Source organism: Lysinibacillus xylanilyticus (assembly GCF_001708185.1).
Taxonomy (GTDB): domain Bacteria; phylum Bacillota; class Bacilli; order Bacillales_A; family Planococcaceae; genus Lysinibacillus; species Lysinibacillus xylanilyticus_A.
Window position 1 is genome coordinate 133,864 of record NZ_MDDN01000001.1, and the last position, 18,463, is coordinate 152,326.

The window sequence follows — 18,463 nt, forward strand, 5'->3', positions numbered from 1 at the left end:
ACAAAAAAGGATATTCTATTAATGTATATGGGAGGTGGATAAATTTGAATAAACGAGGCAGACCCCGAGAGTTTGATTATTCCTCAATTGTAGATGTCGCCATGAAAACTTTTTGGATAAGAGGATATGAGGGCTGTTCTACACAGGATTTATGCAATGATACTGGACTTGGGAAAGGTAGCTTATACAATACTTTTGGTAGTAAACATGAACTGTATAAACAAGTATTAGAACGTTATCATGAGTTTGGAATAAAGGAACAGCAGGAATTATTAGCAGCTCCAATTGCATTGAAAGAACGGTTAAGTAATCTTTTCGAATGGGCACTGAAAGAAGACTTTGAGAATATTGATCAAAAGGGTTGTTTGTTAATTAATGCCGGTGTGGAAAGAGCTAAAAACGATGAAATGGTTCAAGGTATTTTCTCACGGCATGTCGAGCTTCTTAAACAAGCAATTGAAAAGGTAATGGAGGAAGGATTGCAAACTGGCGAAATTTCAAAAAAGCAAACAGCTGAGGAATTAGCTAGTCTATTTTTAAGTAGTTATTACGGGTTCCGTGTTTTGAATGTTTCGATGCAAAATAGGATGTTGTCTGAGCAGATTATGAAAGGAACTTTGGACTCTATTTTTGGCGCTTAGTGCGCTCTTTTTTAGCATCATTTTTGTACCGAACATTACAATAATAAATTAAGGAGTGTTTTTATGCCATCGATTATTTATTTACTAGCTCTAGCAATTTTTTGTATGACTACATCTGAATTTATGGTTGCAGGTATGATGAACGAACTTGCTCTTGCATTTCAGGTTTCTGTATCCTCAATCGGGTATTTAATTACAGCTTATGCAGGAGCAATGGTAGTAGGAGGACCTATTTTAACTGCAACTCTTCTACGAATACGCAGTAAACAAGCATTATTATTTTTAATGTTTGTATTTTTAATCGGCCAGTCGCTCGGAGCTCTCGCTTGGAACTACGATAGTATGATGATTTCACGTATTATTACTGGTATCGCTTCGTCTTCAGCTTTTGGTGTTGCCATTTCCTTTTCTGCAACATTGGTTCCCCCTAATTCAAGGGGAAAAGCTGCTTCTATTGTTCTTGCTGGTTTAATGATCGCAACAGTCATAGGCTTACCTATAACGACAGTTATCTCACAAAATTTTGGTTGGCGTGCGAGTTTTTGGTTTGTTTCTATTCTAGTACTAGTTTCCGGGATTCTGATTCAATTGTTACTACCATCATCGCCAAACAAAGCACGATTAAACTGGAAAGACGAGCTTATGCACTTTAAAAATATTCATCTTTGGGCAGCGTACATAACAAGTATGTTTATTATAGGTGGTACGTTTGCGGCATTTAGTTATTTTACGCCGATCTTTACAAATATCACAGGCTTTTCAGGTGCAAGCATTCCCTATTTACTTGCTCTCTATGGTAGTGCAACAGTCATTGGGAATATAGTGATTGGTAAGTTTGCTGATAAATATACAATGGAAACACTTTTGAGTGGATTGATTATTTTAATCGTAGCATTGTCTTTATTTGCTTTAGGAGCTGAAAATAAATATATTGCAGTTATTACTACTATTTTTATTGGCTTTACTGGTGTAGCAATGAATCCAGCTATGGTGGCGCGAGTGATGAAAGCAGCTAATAATGGCACGATGATCAATACCATTCATAGTTCTTTTATTACGCTTGGTATTGTTATTGGTTCTTCACTAGGAGGCTTAGGTATTAGTAAAGGATATGGCTATATATCACCACTGTGGATTGGCGTTTGTTTAGCTACCCTAGGGTTACTTTCGTTATTCCCATATTTACATAAAAGAAAGGAAATTTAATGGGGACTGCATCACATGTGTTTCGGTGACTACCAAGCCGTTTTTCAGCAGGCGTGCCTAAACATTCACCCTATCTTAAATTGCTCAATTTGAGTTGTATATACTAAAGAAGCTCTCCTCATCGTTTTCACGAACTAAAGAGAGCTTTTGATTCTATATATACGGGGAGTTTTAACTAGCTTTTAAGTGTACTGTTCGGTTTCCAATCAAACATTTTTAAGAGCTAAAATTTATGACAATAGATATATAGTTGGGGATCCAATATATCATATTGACGAATAAGGTCTGATTACCTTATTTAGATGTTTTGGCAAATTTGTATTACTTGATTGACGGCTTCTGCTGATTGATGGAGCGCCGTTTTTTCTTCATTTGTCAGGTGCAATTCAATGACTGATTCAATGCCATTGCCACCTAATATTGTCGGTACCCCTAAAAATAAATCATGGTAACCATACTCACCTTCTAAAAGGGCGATAGAAGGAATTATTTTTCGCTGATCTTTCATAATAATTTCTACCATTTGAGCACATGCTGCAGCTGGTGCATAATAAGCACTGCCATTCCCTAACAACCCAACAATTTCTCCGCCACCTTTACGTGTACGTTCTACGATTTGCTGCAGTCTGTCTTGCGGAATTAATTTTTCTAATGGGATACCCCCAGCATAGGAATATCGAATTAAAGGGACCATTTCGTCGCCATGTCCACCTAAGACGAATCCTGAAACATCTTCTGGAGCAATTTGAAGCTCTTGTGCTACAAATGTATTAAAACGTGCTGTATCTAACACACCTGATTGGCCAATGATACGATTTTTTGGAAAGCCTGTTTCCTTATAGCAAACATAAGTCATAGCATCTACAGGATTGCTTAATATAAGAACGATGCTGTTAGATGCATAGTGTTTGATTTGTTTAGAAACTTGTTGAATGATTTTCGCATTCGTCGTCACTAAGTCATCACGACTCATACCAGGTTTACGAGGGATACCAGCTGTAATAATGACAATATTTGCTCCAGCTATATCCTCATAATTACTCGTTCCTTTAATGGAAACATTAAACTTTTCGATTGGTCCTGTTTGTAATAAATCAAGCGCCTTTCCTTTTGTCGGATTTTCCGCTTCTGGAATATCCAACAGAACAACATCTCCTAGCTCTTTTTGGGCTAAAAATAAGCTTAATGTCGCGCCTGTATGACCAGCTCCGATCACAGCGATTTTACTTTTTCGAAATGTCATTAAGCCTCACCTCGATTTTCAGTAGCAGCTGTTTCCGTCGTTTTTTTAGCACGCGTTGATGTTGTAGTCGGTGCTGGCTTTTTCTTTGGTGCTTCTGGTCCTTTAATCATTTGGAACACATCTTCATCAGGTCTCGGAATAACATGAGCGCCTAACAATTCACCGACACGCATTGCTGCGGCTTTTCCAGCTTCTACTGCTGCTTGGACAGAACCAACATCACCTTTCACGACGATTGTCACAATCCCACCATCAACAAACTCTTGCTTGACGATGGTTACATCTGATGACTTAATCATCGCATCAGCAGCTTCATAAGAGCCTACTAATCCTTTTGTCTCAATCATTCCAATAGCGCTACTCATTCTCTTCACCTCGCATAACTTCCGTAGAATCAATAATACCTATAACAACTGCATCGATAGGTAATGGATTGTCTGTCATAATATATCGTGATGATCCACCACTCGTAATGAGCACATCATCTCCAATTCCCGCTCCGATCCGGTCAGCTGCTACAATTTCTGTGCGAATCGGCTGTTGATTGGAATCGATTGGTTGAATGATTAATAATTTTAAGCCATTCAACCCTTCCTCTTTACGTGTTGCCCATACACTTCCTATCACTCTTCCCATCAGCATGAACATCACCCTCTTTATTTTGCATGAACTTTTCTAATTACTAGAGCGAATTGTTAACGTTTTATTCAACTCTCTTATTTTGTCATAAGCCAATGCTGTCACAATTGTTTTTTTAGGAACAACAATTTCCTTTGCTTCTATTTCAAGTACTTCTACCTGCGAAAGTAGCTTCTTATCAAAATGATAGATTGATGGTTTGTCAGCTTGACTTACGACTGGTGGGAGTTCTTTGATATTCATTTGTTCATTCGCTTGAGCATTGACCATTTCTGCAAAGGCACCTTGTTGGATTAAACCTGCATTTGCTTCATCTGTATCGATATGCATCTCCAATCGATAACGCTCAGAAACACGAATTATTACATTTGATAAAATAATGGGTCTTATACCCTCAACTTTGATTTGCACTGATTGTCCATCTGCTACTTGGAACCGAGCACTGTCAGCCGGTGACATATGAATATGAGCTTGCGCAATAATGAGTCCTTCATTTAACACGACACTGCCCTTTGGACCAATAAGTGTAACCGGGCTAGAGCCTTTTATATCTCCTGATACTCTTAAAGGTGGCTTAACCCCTAATTTCATTGCGTCTGTCCAGCTAATTTCTACTTGAGATAATGAACGAGCTGGACCTAAAATGCGTACTCGCTCAATGGACCCCTTTGGACCAGCAATAACAACTGTTTCCTCAGCAGCAAACTGGCCTGGCTGTGAAAGCTCAAACTTAGGTGTTAATTGATAATTCTCACCAAAAAGCTGCTCCACTTCCGCTTGTGCAAGATGTACATGTCGTGCTGATACACCAATAGGAATTTTTCCGTCATGTTGATGGGAAGGCTGATTTTTCAAGACTTGCTGCAATACTTCTTCAACAATTTTTTGGACTAAATTTTCTTGCATCTAACCTCCTCCTTACGTTAATGATCTAACAATTCTTCCTTGCGCTTGCTGTTCAATAAAGCCCGCGTTCGCTTCATCTGTATCGATATGCATCTCTAAACTAAAATCGTTCGACACACGAACTACGACCCCACGAAATGTCACCGGTCGCTCACTATCCACTTCAACACATACTAGTTCATTATTTTGTACGTCCAATGCCAACGCATCTTCTTCCGTCATATGAATATGTGCCTGTGCAATAATGACACCCTGCTCGATCATTATTTCTTTTTCTTGATTGATTAATTTGATGCCAGCTGAACTTTCGATATCACCCGATTGCCTTAAAGGAGGGGTTAATCCTAATTTCATTGCATCTGTTCGACTGATTTCCACCTGTGTTGCCGCTCTTACAGGACCTAATACACGTACATTGTGAAGGACACCTTTTGGTCCCTCAATGGAGACACGCTCTTTTGCTGCAAACTGGCCTGGCTGCGAAAGTTCAAAGTCCTTTGTTAGCGCTGCATTTGGACCAAAAAGTGCTTGTAAATCCTCTTCACTTACATGTATATGCCGAGCTGAAATGGCCACAGGAAATGATTTTGTCGCTGTTTTCACGTTAGCCACCTCTATATCTTCATTACTGTTGAAAATGAATGGGCAGGATGAGGCACAATGTGATGCATCCTGCCCTTCCGTTTATGATGTTCTTTCCGTTGCTTTGATGATTCTATCCGTTGGTTCGACTTTTCTTTCCGTCGGTTCGGAGCTTCATTCCGTCGCTCTGGCTTTTCTTTCCGTCGGTTCGGAGCTTCTTTCCGTCGCTCTGGCTTCTATCCGTCGCTTCGGCTTTTCTTTCCGTCGCTCTGGCTTTTCCTTCCGTCGCTTCGGCTTTTCTTTCCGTCGTTTCGGGCTTTCTTTCCGTCGCTCTGGCTTCTATCCGTCGCTTCGGCTTTTCTATCCGTCGCTTCGGTTCTTCATTCCGTCGTTTCGGACCTTCTTTCCGTCGCTCTGGCTTCTATCCGTCGCTTCGGCTTTTCTTTCCGTCGTTTCGGACTTTCATTCCGTCGCCCTGGCTTCTTTCCGTCGCTCCAGGGTTTCTATCCGTCGCTTTAGCTCTTCTGTCTTTAAAATTTAAGCTTCTGCTTTTGGTAAAATCATTTCTAATTCATGGTGTGGACGTGGGATTACATGTACTGATAAAAGTTCTCCTACACGTTGTGCCGCTGCAGCTCCTGCATCAGTAGCTGCTTTTACTGCGCCTACATCACCACGAACTAATACAGTAACAATACCGCCACCAACATGTACTTTTCCTACTAAATTAACGCTAGCAGCTTTCACCATTGCATCTGCTGCTTCAATTGCTCCTACAAGTCCTTTTGTTTCTACCATTCCTAATGCTGTACTCATTTGTCATTCCTCCAAATTATTTATTTAATGTTATTTGTTTTAATACTTGATCCACAATTTGCTGCACCATCGCTGTATCAATAGATGCATCTTGTTCCTTGATACTTTCTACAACTGGATTTGTTAAGAATTCTGGTTTTGGCACCTCTACATCTTTAATGCCATAAGCCATACGTTTAATATTTAATAAATGTCTCGCTGTAATGTTATCGGACGTAATATTACCACCAAACGTGCCGCATCCTAATGTGAAGGAAGGTGCTAATCCAGTAGTTCCACCAACAGCTCCAATAGAAGATAATGTGTTGATCACAATTCTGGACACTGGCAATTCAACTGAAAACTGCTCAGCTAAAGCCGCATTTTCTGTATGAATCGAGCATGTATGACCGCGTCCACCAATGTTTAGTAAATCAATCATCACTTGTTTTGCCTCTGTGCTGTCCTCGACTGTGTATAATGCAAATATCGGTGACAATTTTTCAAGTGAAAATGGAATGTTTTTGCCAATCATTGTTTCCATCCCAACGAGTACTTTCGTATCTTCTGGCACGGTAATACCTACAGAATCCGCTAAGCATGCAGCTGATTTCCCTACAATTTGAGGATTTACTTTTCCTGGGATAGGAGAAATTAGCTTCTCCATCTTCACCTTCTCTTCATCACTCAAAAGATAAGCACCGTTTTTCTTTAACTCTGTTAACACTTGCTCTGCAATGACTTTATCTACAATAATGGATTGTTCCGTTGCACAAATTGTGCCATTATCAAAAGATTTACTTTGTACAAGCTGACGAACAGCCTTAGAAATATTAGCTGATTTTTCAATGTAAGCCGGAACATTTCCTGGTCCTACACCGTAAGCAGGTTTACCTGAACTATAGGCTGCTTTCACTAGCGCACCGCCACCAGTCGCTAAAATCAAATGAATATCTGGATGCTTCATTAGTTGCTGTGTAGCCTCCATAGAAGACATCGTTAAACAGTGTAGCAATCCTTCTGGTGCTCCTGCTTTTTCTGCAGCAACTCTACAAATCTCTAAAGCTTCCTTTGTACAGTCGACCGCATAAGGATGTGGGCTTAATACTAGAGCATTTCTAGTTTTCAATGAAATAAGTGTTTTAAAGATTGCTGTTGATGTTGGATTTGTCGTTGGGACAATGCCCGCGACCACGCCAAACGGACTAGCGATCTCTGTAACTTTTTTCATGCGATCGAAACCTACAACACCAACTGTCTTTAAATCTTTTATATCTTCGTAGACATCTCGAGAGGCAACCTCATTTTTCATTTTTTTATGATTAGGTATACCCATCCCTGTTTCCTGAACGGCCATATTTGCCAAACGTTCTGCTTCTTTAAATGCGGCATCAGCAACAGCTTTGACGATACTATCTACTTGCTGCTGTGAATACTGCATGTAAGCAGCCTGTGCAAGATTGGCACGTCTCACGGCGTCTCTCATTTCTTGAATTGCTAATAAATCTTTATCTAATGTGGCCATAAAGCCCCTCCTTTCTATACAACTGGGTTTCTCGCTAAATTCTCAATAGCTTCTCTAAAAGCATCTGCTGCAGCTTGGCAGGAAGATTGGCTACCACTTAATAAACCGCCACCGTAATTGGTTTCAGATGGTGGACCAAAGAAAACCTTTAGCTCTACATCTGCCGACTTTAATGCAGCATCTAATCCAACAACAGCCTCAAGTGGTGGTGCTATTAAATAGGCAAGAGCAGTTCCAGCCTTAACATTCGCCAACTCTGCCAGATACGTACCACAGCTTGCTACAGTATGTGCAAAGAGAGCGTGGTTTTCATTTTGAAGAATAGCTTCAAAATACGCATCAAACTGAATTTTCTGCTGAATCGCATCTAAACCACTACGTATTTCATCAGGCGAGCTACCAGCAATGATGCCAATGACCTCACCAGATAATGGCCCAGATGCATGTGCCGCTCCAGCATAAAAGCTTTTTGCGTAAACAACATCAACATCTGCTTTTTTCGTCGCTTCATCTAATGCTACATATCCAACATCATCTATTGTGAGAGTTACGAGTCCAATGCTATTGTGATATGGCTTTAAATCTAATTGCTCTGCTAATTCACTATTTACTCTTGGAATGATTTGCATTGCCAAAATTTCAGCCATAATTTTTTGAGGATTCATTGTTTGGCCCCCTAACCTTCTTTTGCCACAAGACCTACTCCACTTGCCTTGTAATGCAATATTTTTTGAACGACTGTTCCTAAATAAGCACCTGCCTCTAATGGCGGGATACCACCTTTATGGATGTTCGAAACGACCATTCGATCAGCTTCTACTGTGCCAATTCTAGGTTGATAGCATATATAGGCACTCATTGACTCAGCTGATACAAGTCCAGGACGCTCACCGATTAAATACACGATGACCTCTGCTTGTAAAAGCTCGCCTATTTCATCCATTAGTGCTACACGCCCTTTATCAATATAGAAGGTAGTTCCGATTTCAATCTTTAAATTACTCAGACTTTGCTGTAACGCTAAATAAACATCTTGCACATTCTCTTCAATCGCACTAGCGCTTAATCCATTAGAAATAATGATTTGTACTTTAGGATTTTTTTGGCATTTCGATTGAAGAAGTGCCTTCGATTCATCTGATAAACGGCGACCTAAATCCGGTCTAGTAATGTATTCTTCCTTATCTGTCACTTTAGTTGTTACTTGAAAGACGTTAAGCTTTTGTAATAGCTCTTCTGTCACTTCTCCATATACTGCATCAACTGCCGCTGCGTGATCGAGTCGGAATTTCAGCCAAGTTTTTGTTTTTGGTCTTGTCCCAGCTCTCCCAACACCTATTCTTGCTGGTGTATGTTTTTTAGCAGCTTGGACACTTTCAGACACTTCATCCTCTTCAAATTTAAATTCTGTGATAGGTACTGAAGTATAAGTCGATTCATCATTACTTGCGCTGTAATATGATTGTTCATGATTACTTGATTCACTATGATAAAGTTTAATTAATGGTTCATTTGATTGTTCAATTGTGCTCGGGCTTACTACTTCATCAGCATAATTAGCATTAGCTACCGTATTGTGAAACTTAATAAGTGTTTCCTTTTGGTTTTCTGTTGGCACAGCTGTATCATGATAAGATTTGTCTGACGCATTATTGCCCATCTTTTCCATAACTAACTGTGTAATCATCGAAACTAGTTGTTCATTCAATGGATTCACCTACCTTTCAAATATAGATAAATCGCCAGCTCTTGCAGATAGACGACCATTTTCATAAATGCCCATTTTTTCTAACCATGCTAGATATTCAGGAGCTGGTTTTTTACCAAACGTTTGAAGTAATGTTGCGACGTCATGGAAGCTCATTGACTGATAGTTCAGCATAACATCGTCGCCCATAGCTGCAGCGATAATAAAGTTGACACCTGCTGCTGTTAGTAAAACACTTAAATCTTCAATATCATTTTGGTCTGCCTTAATATGGTTCGTGTAACAAATATCCACGCCCATTGGGAGACCGTGCATTTTACCCATAAAGTGATCTTCAAGGCCCGCACGTATAACCTGCTTGTTATTGTATAAATACTCAGGTCCAATAAAGCCAACAACGGTATTCACAATATACGGATTAAAATGTCTAGCAAATCCGTAATTGCGCGATTCGAGCGTTACTTGGTCAATGCCCATATGTGCCTCAGCAGATAGCTCCGAACCTTGTCCTGTTTCAAAGTAGAATAAGTTCGGGCCAGTTCCTGTTCCATGCTTTTTCACAAGCTCCTCTGCTTCTTTTATTAGGTCAGCAGAAATACCGAACGAGCGATTAGCAATTTCCGTTCCAGCAATACTTTGGAAAATCATATCGGCTGGTGCACCTTGTTTAATGGCTTTCATTTGTGTTGTAATGTGTGCTAATACACAGTTTTGTGTAGGAATCGACCAATCATTGATAAAGTCCTTTGTCGCATGCAATACTTTTTTCACACTTTCAACAGAATCATCTACTGGATTAATACCAATAACCGCATCACCAATACCATAAGACAATCCTTCTTTTAACGAAGCAATAATACCGTCAATATTGTCTGTTGGATGATTTGGCTGCAATCTCGAGGAAAGTGTGCCTTTTTGTCCAATCGTAATATTGCAAGTCGACAGTATTTCTACTTTATTGGCAGCATGGACAAGATCTAAGTTGGACATAAGCTTTGTAACGGCCGCAATAATTTCTGAATTCATGCCCTTGCTTAATCGTTTTAATTCCCGGTCGCCTGTTTCATTGGATAAAATATATTCTCTTAGCTGCTCGATACTCCAGTTTTTAATTTCTCCATAAATTTGCTCATTAATATCACCTTCAATAATGCGTGACACTTCATCATTCTCTTGAGGAACTAATGGATTTTCTCTTATATCTTTTACTAACAGCTCGCTTAAAACAGCCTTTGCTGCAATTCGCTGCTGTACAGATTCAGCTGCAATGCCAGCTAGCTGATCACCTGATTTTTCTTCATTGGCTTTGGCCATTACATCTTTTAATGAATTAAAATTATATTTTTCTCCACCAAATATCACCGATAATTTCACATTCATCCTCCTTACTTTGAGTGGAAAGCAAGTGTTTTTACAACGACCGGGACTACACCAGATGGTAGTACTTCCCCAATGTCAATATAATCACCCGTTTCAACTTTGATTTGATCAATGCAAATAATGTGAACTGTTGGATTCAGTGCTTGAATCGTTTGCCCAATAATCTTTGCATAATCTGATTGAATGACTATGATAATTGGTATTTCCTTGGAGCTTCTCGTTGCTAAGTGCTGCAAAATGGCTTTACTTATTGCGTGGACATCTTGAAAACTTAAATAAGGTAACTGACTAAAATAGAGTGCAAATGGAGAGCGATTCTCTTGTGTAGAAAATAAAGCATCGGCTCGTTCTACAGCTGTCTTTATCGTATAGTCGAACTTATTTTTGTCCGTGTCCATATAGCAATTGAAAACAGGCACATTTTTTAAAGGCAATACATCCGCATCAACCTGGATTGTTGCACCACTAATTTCAGTTATTTGGGTACCTGCACCCGTCACTGTTGCCCGTGCTGTTTCCTCTGGCTTTAGCCATAAAAAGGATTGCAATTGCTCGTGCTGTAAAAGACTTTTTGCTAATCTTTCGCCGATATCATCATACTGGCGTTTTGTGCAATCATTTTCATAAATACAGGCTGCTACTCCACCAGAAAAGACGACTGCTTCAACTGGTTTATCCCAAGTTGGCAAATGCCCTAACAATAACGGATGCTCTTCATCTGTTAATTGTCCACTTAGCGTCATCGCTAATGTCGTCACCATTTCTTGGATAAGTTGTGTGACACGAGCATCCTCTGCTGAATCACCAACTTTTAATGGATTTGACCATTTTTCCATAAGTTTCATAACCGGTGGTGAAATCGAATGGACAATTCCGTTCTGAAATTCTATTAGTCTTCCACCGACATGCAATGTACACGTACCAATTACTTCTCCGAACTGCATGACCGCAATATTTGCTGTTCCACCGCCGATATCGATATTGGCAATTACTTTGGCAGTATTTTTAGACTGTTGTACGGTACCTGCACCCTTTGCGGCAATGATGCCTTCCAAATCGGGACCAGCAGTGGCCACTAAAAAGTGTCCGGCTGTATCTGCAATCGCATGAACAACCTCGCTGGCATTTTCCTTTGTTGCAGATTCGCCTGTAATAATAATGGCACCCGTTGATATGTCTGCTGGTGCAATTTGGGCCAATTGGTATTGCTGAAAAATAAATTGTTCAATTTTTTCCATATCGATTATTTCTTTATTGATAAACGGTGTTTTAATAATAGGACTTTGATGTAGTACCGTTTTTTCAATAATTTCTATCCGCGGCACATGTGTTACACCAGCAACATTTTTCAACAGAAAACTACTGACAACCATTTTTGTTGTACTTGTACCAATATCAATGCCTGCACTATAAATTTTTTCTGTCTTCAATTTACTCCTCCCTCTCGCCACTAATGGCTATACATGAGATAAGGACTATCACGATCCTTCACAAATTGACGAATTTCTTCGTCAGACTTGAGCTGAATAAGTGGTGCAATAAACTCAATACCTAGCTTTTGCCACGAAGAGGTTTTCACAATAGGACCATGTGTCATGACATTTTGTAATAACGCTGTTGCTCTTTCTACATCTGCAAGAGGTGCATCAATTTTTGTAATGACACCAATTTGAATTTTCGGAATTCCTAAGCTAAATTGCGGTGGAAAAACACTCTTTGGTGACGTGGCATCCTGCAAGTAAATCACATGTGTCACTTCAAGCGATGTTGCCATAATGTTTCTGTAATACATCGGATTTTCTATATATTCTCCAGGTGTATCGACAATCCAGTCATCATAAACGAGTGCCTGTGTTTTATTGGCTTGTCCATCTTTCCCCAATAACGCATTCATCAGTGTCGACTTCCCTGCTTGCACACCACCTATGATCATTACTCGATTTTTCATACGGCACATCCTATGACTTAGTTATTTTTGATGGCGTATAGCCTAGCATCTCTGATAAAAAACGATTAATTTCTAACATCGCCATTTCAACCTCTGACACACTGCCAACAATAACGAGACTGCCAGTAAAGCGATCTAAAAATCCTAGTCTTACATTGGCTGCCTTTGTTGCTAAATCACCTGCGATAATAACTGTTTCACTCGGTGTACATGTCATGATGCCAAGTGCACCCGCTTCTTGAATGCCTAGCTTTTGAAACATATCAGGGTCAGGATTAGCTATTAGATGGCTCAATGTTAGTTGCTTACCGGGCACAAACTCCTGAATAAACCGTTTCTTCTCTTCACTCACACGTCATCACCTCTTTTAGGTTTATTTACTTAAGACTTTTGATCTGTTAGATATTCACCTTCTTTAATAATGCCTGCCTCGCGATCCTCTTGTTCTAGCCTTAAAGCTGTTGGAACAGATAACTTATAGGCTAAAATAATAGCGATCACACCCGCTAAAAACTTACCAGCAATAACAGGTAAAATAATGGTCGGCTGGAAATTCGCTGTAAAGGATAAATGATCTCCTAGAAGGAATGCTGAACAAACACCAAAGGCAATGTTAATAACTTTATCTTTCGGTGGCATATGTCGAACGAGTGTAAACATGGCCAAAATATTAGCAATTGTCGCTAAAAGACCTGCGCTTCCTACTGACGATAAGCCTAATTTTTTACCTAGTGCTTCTAGAGGTTTCGATGCATATTTTCTGATCAAATACACCATTGGGAATGCACCCGCTAGCATAATACCGATATATCCAGCCGTTTCTAATGCACGGAATTGATCGACTTTATCTGCCATGATTGGATCAAAGCCCCATGCACCAAAGACCTTTGTAAAAATACCTGTGAAAATTTCTACAATCGAGAACACTAGCACAAGCTTGATAGCAGCATCCATCACACGTCCAAAAATCATGAAGCCTTTGATCATGCCATTTGGAATTAGCTTGAGACCTAACGCAATTAACACGACGAAAATAAATAAAGGCAATAAATTAATTAGTATTTGTAAAACTGAAATGGCAAAAACATATGTTGGTTCCGCTGTTGTACTAATCACTTCACGAACCTCTGTATTAAACGTCACAATCATGATGGAAGAAATAAATGCGCCAATCGGAATTGTTAAAACACCCGCCATAATACCTAAAGCCATATATTTATGATCACGCTTATCTAACATGGCAAGACCCATTGGAATAGAGAAGACGATTGTTGCACCGGACATAAATCCGACAACTAGAGCCATGACCCATCCTTCATAGGACTCTTTTAATGCATTTGCTAATTGATATCCTCCCATGTCCGAAGCTAAAATTGTCGTTGCCGCAATGGCAGGATCAGCACCAATCAACTCAAAAATTGGACTAATAAAATGACTTATAAACCACGTTAAGTAAGGTATAGCTGCCATGATCCCTGCAGCAGGTACAAAAATATGTCCAACCGTATGAATACCATTCATAAACTCTTTACCGATACCATACTCAGCATCCCGAATTGCTCCGATTGCCCCTAAAACTGCACATATCATAATAATATAAACGATTACCGTTCCTATCATTGCCATCCTACTCACCACCCCTTTATTTTTTATCTTTCTATATGAAAAAAGACGCATTAAAGAGAAAATCTCTTTAAAGCGTCTTTGCTTCAACTATTTACTTGTAAAGTATTGATAATGCGCCTTGCAATAAGCACCATTTCCTGTTGAGTCTGCATACTCTCACTTCGAATTTTTTTATAAGCCTCGTCCTCACTAAGATTTTCTGACTGCATCAGCAAACCTTTTGCGCGTTCGATTATTTTTCGCTTTTCTAATTCTGTTTGTTTATGCAGCAAATCCCCGTTAAGACGGTTGAACTTATCAATTTGATGAAAAGCTACTTCCAACGCTGGAAGGACATTTTTCTCAGAAAACGGTTTCATAACATAGCCTAAAATATTGTCCTGCTTCATGTATAATAACAATTCTTTTTCACTATAAGCTGAAATAAATAGTACCGGTATACCGACCTGTTGTTCGATAATTTTACTTGCCTTTAAACCATCCAGCTTTGGCATTTTAATATCCATTAAGATTAACTGAGGCTTATGTGTAAAAGCCAATTCAATTGCTGATTCTCCATTATTCGCTTGTGCTACCACTTCGTAGCCGTTATCTTCTAGCATTAACTTCAAATCCATCGCAATTAGTGACTCATCTTCGACAATCATAACTTTCCTAGTCATTTAGGATAAATACCTCCTCACTTACAGGAAACTGAATTTGAGTATGTGTACCTTTTTCACTAGGGATAATTGTAAATGTGCCAGCTAAATCATATTCAACAAGCCTTGTAATAATCTCCATTCCAAATGATGCCTTCACCTCTTGCATTCCAACGCCGTTGTCAGAAATATGAAGTGAAATAGTGGAAGCATCCTGCTGAAATTGTATATCGATTGTTCCCTCCTCACGACCAGTAAAAGCATATTTCAATGCATTTTGCAGTAGCTCACAAATGATTAACGCGAGCGACACAGCTTTTTTAGCATGACAAAATAGTTGTACATTATCGTGATGAAAGGTTAATTGAATAGACGGTGTGTTGGATGTCCCAACCATTTTATGTCCAATCTTTTTAGACAACGCGATAACGTCTACTTTCTCTTCAGCGTTATCCTCATTTTCTAAAATAAGTTCATAGACAGATGAAATACTATATATTCGATTTAAAGCTTCTTGAAAAGCACTGGCATTCGCAGCTGACAAATCATTTCGCATTTGCAAACGTAATAAGCTTGTAACTGTCTGTAAATTGTTCTTCACACGATGGTGAATTTCTCTTATTGCAAAAGTTTTCATCATTAGTTCATTTTCTTTTAGCTTAAGCTCTGTAAGATCATGAATCATGAGAAGTGTCACTTTATCATTTTGACTGCGAATAGGAATTTTCTTTACAATAAAGGATTTACGATCAATCGTAATTTCTAAGAAAAAGACATCATCGCCTTTATCATAGACTTCCTGTAAAAAAGGTAAAATCTTATTCAATGCAACGTTGTCAAAACGTTCTAGCCCCGATAGCTCTGAAATAAATCGGTAACCTGCAGGATTGCTATAGATGACTTTGTTTTCATGATTTGTGAGAATAATTGATTCTTCTAACAAATCAGAAACGACTGGAATCGGTTGATAATTGTGCTCTACGCTATGCTCAATTAACGCAAATGGCATATTCCGAAAATCATCTTTAGGTGTTGTTTGCATCTCTACCTTTTTTTCCTGTATTAACACTGCAATGACCTGTTGTTGATCATTAAAGAGAGGGATAACGTTTTGTTCAACAGTTATTCCTTCCTGTGTGATTGCTCTAGTAATTGACGATTTTTCTTTATGTTTAAAAGAAGCAAATACTGCTGGTTCAAAGCTTTCAAATACAAATTTGCCAATTACGGATTTTTCGTATAAGCTCTTTTCTTTTTTTGGGAATGCCTCTGCCACAACAATTGCATGCGGTAAGTTTTCCATCATACAATCTATGAACATATAACAATCTGTCAACTCAGCATAATATGTTAGTGTAGCTTCTATTTCTATTAACTTTTCTATATCTGTTGTAGATAAGTTCGTAAATTTTCTACACAATGATTGAATGTTCGACAGGTTCAAACCCCCTATCACTGAATAATCAGAATCGAATTATTCTTAAAATTTCTTGTCATCATTATAAACCTTTTGTAAAATCATTTTCAATATAAAAAATAATTTATTTTAATAATTTCTGTTGCATTACAAAGAACTATATAGCTTAAAAGAGAAATATTCAACACTTTTTTCAAGCTCATCTACATTATTCGACAAAATTATTATTTTAATATAATCAAAAAGCGAGTTTGCAATGAATGCAAACTCGCTTTTTATTACTTAATTTCCGGTGTGACAGCTAATATATTTTCAAATGTTTCACGTTGTTTTGCTTCTTCTTCATTTAACAAGATATGAATATCTCCATGGTCGTTTGAAGTACGAATTAATCGCCCCATCCCTTGCTGCAAACGAAGCTGCATAAATGGTAATTCTACTTCTTCATATGGATTTTCTGCAAACGTACGTTTCGCATCAAATAATGGATCATGTGGTGGGAAAGGTAAGTCGTATATAATAACACGTGTTAATGCCTCCTCAGGCAAATCAAGACCTTCCCATAAATGATAGGAACATAATGTTTTGACTGTGCCTTCTTGGAAATCACGAACGATTCCTGATAGTTCACGGTCCCCCTCAAATGCTACATACATTCGCTCCATAAGAGGTAACTCCGCTTTGAAATCTAACATTGCTTGTTTTGATTTAAATAAAATTAACGTTTTTTCACCATCACGTAATAGCTGTTGAACACGCGAAGTTTTGTCCTTTTGAGATAGCTCATGTAAATAAATTCGCATAACTTCTTCATAATCGAATGGCGATGGAACAGAAAACGATTGATAATTACGAATTCCTAAACTATAGGCAATGTATGAAAAATCTTTATTAACGGATAAAGTTGCTGAAGAAAATACAATCGGAAGCTTTTTAGAGAATAATTTTTCTGCTAAAACTTCTGTGATGAGACGAGGCATAATGACAAGCGTTTCTTCCCCATCCGTTTCCTCTAACCAATCCACAGCATCGCCTTGTGCTATGAAAATACGTAAAGATGCTTCGTATTGTTCTAAATACTCTTCCGCCATATTCAATTCATACTCTGGAATCATATACATTTCAGATTCAAAAACCAATTCTTCAAGTAATGTTTCCACATCATCAACAAGCTGCTTACCGTATTTTAACAGCGCCTGCGATTTATTAATACGTTTACGTTCTTCTTTAGAAACGACTAAATCATCTCGCAGCTGGTCAAAAAATAGCTCATGATCATCTTGTAATTTTTCCATCGCATATAGTGTACGTTCTCGTACCCCATCTACCATTAAACGTTCTAAAAGTCTAACAATTGTTGTCGCCTGTACTTTATACGTCATTGCTTTTTGTGCAGCATATTCTAATAAATGCCCTTCATCTAGCACCATCATTGATACTTCAGGCAATAGAGCTAATTGCCCTTCACGCTCACGAGACTCCTTTGTGGCTAAATGCTCCATTAAAAAGTCTTGCGAACAAATGATTAAGTCTGTCGATTTACGATAATGCGCACGGTGTAGCGTTTGCCCACATCGATTACGTAGATCACATACTGAACACTGCATAATCGAGTTATAGTTTACTTTTTGCCAATCTTCATCACTGACAGTTGGATAATTGCTGCGTTCACCATAAGGTTGTATCGCAATCATTGAACCTTGTGCATATACGCCATCAGGTATAGAAAACGCAATATCATCGATCCATTCATCAGTTTCTACTTTCTCGGCTTCCTCAAAGCGCTTTAAGCACAGATACTGATCTCTTGACTTTGCTAAGCGGACATCAATTTCAAGACCTAATGTTTTCTGTAATTTATAAATATCGCCGCCCTCTTTTACTAGCTGATCGATTAAAGTTTCATCAGCACATGCAATAAGGGCCGGTTTACCAGTATAGCGTGCATAGGATACAGCTGGTAGTAAGTAAGCAATTGTTTTCCCAGTCCCTACCCCTGCCTCTGCAAAAAGCACGTTTTTCTCTTTAAGGGCCTGCTCTATTTGATATGCCATAAAAATTTGCTCGTCTCGACATTCAAAGCCCTTTTCAGGTAATTCATCGTAAAGGACGTCCCCCATCCAGTCACCTAATGACTCAAAAAATGAGCGATCCTTTGATAATACAAATGGTAAAGATTTACGCAATTGACGTTCCCCCTCTAACT

At 38.8% G+C, this 18,463-nt stretch carries 20 protein-coding genes; 3 read left to right on the forward strand and 17 right to left on the reverse strand.

Annotated features, from left to right (window positions below):
• The first annotated feature begins 44 nt into the window (after positions 1–44).
• Together BFJ97_RS00670 and BFJ97_RS00675 are read left to right on the forward strand one after the other, a co-directional pair.
• Positions 45–641, forward strand: coding sequence for a TetR/AcrR family transcriptional regulator (locus BFJ97_RS00670; protein ID WP_068982737.1), 597 nt, complete (start codon positions 45–47; stop codon positions 639–641).
• 63 nt (positions 642–704) lie between these two features.
• Entirely contained in the window at positions 705–1,847 is a 1,143-nt protein-coding gene (locus tag BFJ97_RS00675; protein ID WP_068982738.1) for an MFS transporter, read from the forward strand.
• A gap of 298 nt (positions 1,848–2,145) precedes the next feature.
• On the opposite strand, the gene mdh is transcribed toward BFJ97_RS00675, so the two are convergent.
• Genes mdh through pduL form a run of 5 tightly spaced genes read right to left on the reverse strand, consistent with a single transcriptional unit; the run spans position 2,146 to position 5,238 of the window.
• The gene (mdh, locus tag BFJ97_RS00680) at positions 2,146–3,090 is read right to left on the reverse strand and encodes a malate dehydrogenase (RefSeq protein ID WP_068982739.1); all 945 of its coding nucleotides are present in this window, start codon (positions 3,088–3,090) and stop codon (positions 2,146–2,148) included.
• Positions 3,090–3,455, reverse strand: a complete 366-nt coding sequence (locus BFJ97_RS00685; protein WP_068982740.1) for a BMC domain-containing protein — start codon at positions 3,453–3,455, stop codon at positions 3,090–3,092. Before BFJ97_RS00685 ends, mdh begins: the two co-directional genes overlap by 1 nt.
• Positions 3,448–3,732, reverse strand: coding sequence for a EutN/CcmL family microcompartment protein (locus BFJ97_RS00690; protein WP_068982741.1), 285 nt, complete (start codon positions 3,730–3,732; stop codon positions 3,448–3,450). Before BFJ97_RS00690 ends, BFJ97_RS00685 begins: the two co-directional genes overlap by 8 nt.
• A gap of 33 nt (positions 3,733–3,765) precedes the next feature.
• A complete protein-coding gene (locus BFJ97_RS00695) occupies positions 3,766–4,635 on the reverse strand; it encodes a phosphate propanoyltransferase (RefSeq protein WP_068982742.1) in 870 nt (289 codons plus the stop codon).
• Between the two features lie 12 nt (positions 4,636–4,647).
• Entirely contained in the window at positions 4,648–5,238 is a 591-nt protein-coding gene (gene pduL / locus BFJ97_RS00700) for a phosphate propanoyltransferase (RefSeq protein WP_068982743.1), read from the reverse strand.
• Between pduL and BFJ97_RS23915 the strand changes: the two genes are divergently transcribed.
• Positions 5,204–5,758 (forward strand): hypothetical protein, encoded by a 555-nt coding sequence (locus tag BFJ97_RS23915; RefSeq protein WP_139114354.1) that lies wholly within the window; start codon positions 5,204–5,206, stop codon positions 5,756–5,758. The two genes, pduL and BFJ97_RS23915, sit on opposite strands and share 35 nt — an antisense overlap.
• On the opposite strand, the gene BFJ97_RS00705 is transcribed toward BFJ97_RS23915, so the two are convergent.
• The 12 genes from BFJ97_RS00705 to BFJ97_RS00760 form a co-directional block, all read right to left on the reverse strand.
• A complete protein-coding gene (locus BFJ97_RS00705; protein WP_004269321.1) occupies positions 5,755–6,033 on the reverse strand; it encodes a BMC domain-containing protein in 279 nt (92 codons plus the stop codon). The two genes, BFJ97_RS23915 and BFJ97_RS00705, sit on opposite strands and share 4 nt — an antisense overlap.
• A gap of 16 nt (positions 6,034–6,049) precedes the next feature.
• Positions 6,050–7,537, reverse strand: coding sequence for an aldehyde dehydrogenase family protein (locus BFJ97_RS00710; protein ID WP_068982744.1), 1,488 nt, complete (start codon positions 7,535–7,537; stop codon positions 6,050–6,052).
• 14 nt (positions 7,538–7,551) lie between these two features.
• Positions 7,552–8,202 (reverse strand): ethanolamine utilization microcompartment protein EutL, encoded by a 651-nt coding sequence (gene eutL, locus BFJ97_RS00715; protein ID WP_068982745.1) that lies wholly within the window; start codon positions 8,200–8,202, stop codon positions 7,552–7,554.
• Positions 8,203–8,213: 11 nt separating this feature from the next.
• Complete coding sequence (eutC, locus tag BFJ97_RS00720; RefSeq protein ID WP_068982746.1) at positions 8,214–9,245, reverse strand: ethanolamine ammonia-lyase subunit EutC; 1,032 nt, start codon at positions 9,243–9,245, stop codon at positions 8,214–8,216.
• 9 nt (positions 9,246–9,254) lie between these two features.
• Entirely contained in the window at positions 9,255–10,625 is a 1,371-nt protein-coding gene (locus BFJ97_RS00725; RefSeq protein WP_068982747.1) for an ethanolamine ammonia-lyase subunit EutB, read from the reverse strand.
• A gap of 5 nt (positions 10,626–10,630) precedes the next feature.
• Positions 10,631–12,055: an ethanolamine ammonia-lyase reactivating factor EutA gene (locus tag BFJ97_RS00730; RefSeq protein ID WP_068982748.1), complete on the reverse strand. Its 1,425-nt coding sequence runs from the start codon at positions 12,053–12,055 to the stop codon at positions 10,631–10,633.
• A 20-nt stretch (positions 12,056–12,075) separates the two neighbouring features.
• The gene (locus tag BFJ97_RS00735) at positions 12,076–12,573 is read right to left on the reverse strand and encodes a EutP/PduV family microcompartment system protein (protein ID WP_083226864.1); all 498 of its coding nucleotides are present in this window, start codon (positions 12,571–12,573) and stop codon (positions 12,076–12,078) included.
• Between the two features lie 10 nt (positions 12,574–12,583).
• Complete coding sequence (gene eutS / locus BFJ97_RS00740; protein ID WP_053593758.1) at positions 12,584–12,925, reverse strand: ethanolamine utilization microcompartment protein EutS; 342 nt, start codon at positions 12,923–12,925, stop codon at positions 12,584–12,586.
• Between the two features lie 29 nt (positions 12,926–12,954).
• Positions 12,955–14,199, reverse strand: a complete 1,245-nt coding sequence (gene eutH / locus BFJ97_RS00745) for an ethanolamine utilization protein EutH (RefSeq protein ID WP_068982750.1) — start codon at positions 14,197–14,199, stop codon at positions 12,955–12,957.
• Positions 14,200–14,282: 83 nt separating this feature from the next.
• Complete coding sequence (locus tag BFJ97_RS00750) at positions 14,283–14,861, reverse strand: ANTAR domain-containing response regulator (RefSeq protein ID WP_068982751.1); 579 nt, start codon at positions 14,859–14,861, stop codon at positions 14,283–14,285.
• Positions 14,854–16,284, reverse strand: coding sequence for a histidine kinase N-terminal domain-containing protein (locus tag BFJ97_RS00755; protein WP_068982752.1), 1,431 nt, complete (start codon positions 16,282–16,284; stop codon positions 14,854–14,856). Before BFJ97_RS00755 ends, BFJ97_RS00750 begins: the two co-directional genes overlap by 8 nt.
• Positions 16,285–16,535: 251 nt before the next feature.
• Positions 16,536–18,443 carry an ATP-dependent DNA helicase gene (locus tag BFJ97_RS00760; RefSeq protein WP_068982753.1) on the reverse strand — a complete coding sequence of 636 codons (1,908 nt, stop codon included), beginning with the start codon at positions 18,441–18,443 and terminating at the stop codon, positions 16,536–16,538.
• Positions 18,444–18,463 lie beyond the last annotated feature (20 nt).

Bases quoted from the DNA above. Each gene is read 5' to 3' on its own strand.
- BFJ97_RS00750 (WP_068982751.1), bottom strand. From the start codon at position 14,861: ATGACTAGGAAAGTTATGATTGTCGAAGATGAGTCACTAATTGCGATG.
- BFJ97_RS00675 (WP_068982738.1), top strand. From the start codon at position 705: ATGCCATCGATTATTTATTTACTAGCTCTAGCAATTTTTTGTATGACT.
- BFJ97_RS00685 (WP_068982740.1), bottom strand. From the start codon at position 3,455: ATGAGTAGCGCTATTGGAATGATTGAGACAAAAGGATTAGTAGGCTCT.
- BFJ97_RS00695 (WP_068982742.1), bottom strand. From the start codon at position 4,635: ATGCAAGAAAATTTAGTCCAAAAAATTGTTGAAGAAGTATTGCAGCAA.
- BFJ97_RS00735 (WP_083226864.1), bottom strand. From the start codon at position 12,573: ATGAAAAATCGAGTAATGATCATAGGTGGTGTGCAAGCAGGGAAGTCG.
- BFJ97_RS23915 (WP_139114354.1), top strand. From the start codon at position 5,204: ATGGCCACAGGAAATGATTTTGTCGCTGTTTTCACGTTAGCCACCTCT.
- mdh (WP_068982739.1), bottom strand. From the start codon at position 3,090: ATGACATTTCGAAAAAGTAAAATCGCTGTGATCGGAGCTGGTCATACA.
- BFJ97_RS00690 (WP_068982741.1), bottom strand. From the start codon at position 3,732: ATGCTGATGGGAAGAGTGATAGGAAGTGTATGGGCAACACGTAAAGAG.
- BFJ97_RS00725 (WP_068982747.1), bottom strand. From the start codon at position 10,625: ATGAATGTGAAATTATCGGTGATATTTGGTGGAGAAAAATATAATTTT.
- BFJ97_RS00705 (WP_004269321.1), bottom strand. From the start codon at position 6,033: ATGAGTACAGCATTAGGAATGGTAGAAACAAAAGGACTTGTAGGAGCA.
- eutL (WP_068982745.1), bottom strand. From the start codon at position 8,202: ATGAATCCTCAAAAAATTATGGCTGAAATTTTGGCAATGCAAATCATT.
- BFJ97_RS00710 (WP_068982744.1), bottom strand. From the start codon at position 7,537: ATGGCCACATTAGATAAAGATTTATTAGCAATTCAAGAAATGAGAGAC.
- eutH (WP_068982750.1), bottom strand. From the start codon at position 14,199: ATGGCAATGATAGGAACGGTAATCGTTTATATTATTATGATATGTGCA.